The organism is Vibrio sp. 1731 (assembly GCF_033339955.1).
Lineage (GTDB): Bacteria > Pseudomonadota > Gammaproteobacteria > Enterobacterales > Vibrionaceae > Vibrio > Vibrio alginolyticus.
This window is the reverse complement of sequence record NZ_JAWOVO010000134.1, coordinates 1-1,136: the sequence shown is the minus strand read 5'-3', so window position 1 is coordinate 1,136 and position 1,136 is coordinate 1. Positions and strand designations below refer to the sequence as shown.

2 protein-coding genes are annotated in these 1,136 nt (G+C 48.1%); both read left to right on the top strand.

What is annotated here, in order from left to right:
* Positions 1–437: ABC transporter permease subunit (locus R7035_RS25705; protein ID WP_318146377.1), on the top strand; the 437-nt coding region annotated here is incomplete at its 5' end.
* A partial coding sequence (locus R7035_RS25700) for an ABC transporter permease subunit (RefSeq protein ID WP_318146376.1) occupies positions 424–1,136 on the top strand: 713 nt, incomplete at its 3' end. The genes R7035_RS25705 and R7035_RS25700, both read left to right, overlap by 14 nt.

Sequence of the window (1,136 nt, the reverse complement as noted above, 5' to 3'; positions counted from 1 at the left end):
AAAGTGTCATCGAGCACATGGTTCTGCCGTGTTTGGTTCTGGCGTTAGCACCTACGACTCAAGTTGTTGGTTTGATGCGCGCTTCTGTTGCAGAAGTTATGAGCCAAAACTACATTCGCGCTGCCCGAATCAAAGGTTTATTGAATCGTGAGTTCGTCACTCAGCACGTAATGCGTAACGCCATTCCGCCCATCATTCCAAAAGTTGGGGTTCAGCTATCTAGCATGATCACTTTAGCGATCATCACCGAGTCGATCTTTAACTGGCCGGGCATTGGTCGCTGGTTGCTGGATGCGCTTGCCAATCAAGATTACGCCTCAATCCAAGCAGGAGTAATGGTGCTTGCGACTCTCGTATTAACTGCCAATATCCTTTCGGACTTGATTGGCGCCATGATCAACCCTCTGGTGAGAAAGGAATGGTATGCTAACAAATAACGTTTATCAGGAAGAACGCATTCCAACTCAGTTTGAGCGATTTTGGCGTAGTTACCGCGCTAACGGGTTAGCGATGTTTGGCTTGTGGTGTTTAGGCTTGATCGTATTGATCACCATCTTAGCTCCGTGGCTTGCTCCGTTTGATCCACAAGCACAATCTGGTGAGTTACTCGTTCCCCCTTCATGGGCACCAGCGGGCACTGTCGATTACTTTTTAGGAACCGATGACTTAGGTCGTGATATTCTGTCGCGCTTGATCATGGGCTCTCAACTGACTTTTGGCGCAGCAGTTGGCATTACTGCGATTGCGACCATCGTAGGTTGCTTTATCGGGGTGCTGGCGGGGATGACGAAAGGTCTGCTTTCCAGTACTTTGAACCACCTTCTCGACACCGTTATGTCGATCCCATCGCTATTGCTCGCGATCATTTTTGTGGCATTCCTTGGCTTTGGTGAATTTAATATCTTGCTGGCGATTTGTTTAGCCCTGATCCCACGCTTTATTCGCTCGGTGTATATTGCCGTGCATACTGAGGTAGAAAAAGATTACATCATGGCAGCCCGCCTAGATGGCGCAAATGACTTCTACTTGCTGTGGAGCTCGATTCTTCCAAACATTTTAACCGTCATTGCAGCAGAGATTACTCTCGCTCTGTCGGCAGCCATTTTGGATATTACAGCTCTTGGATTTCTTGGCTT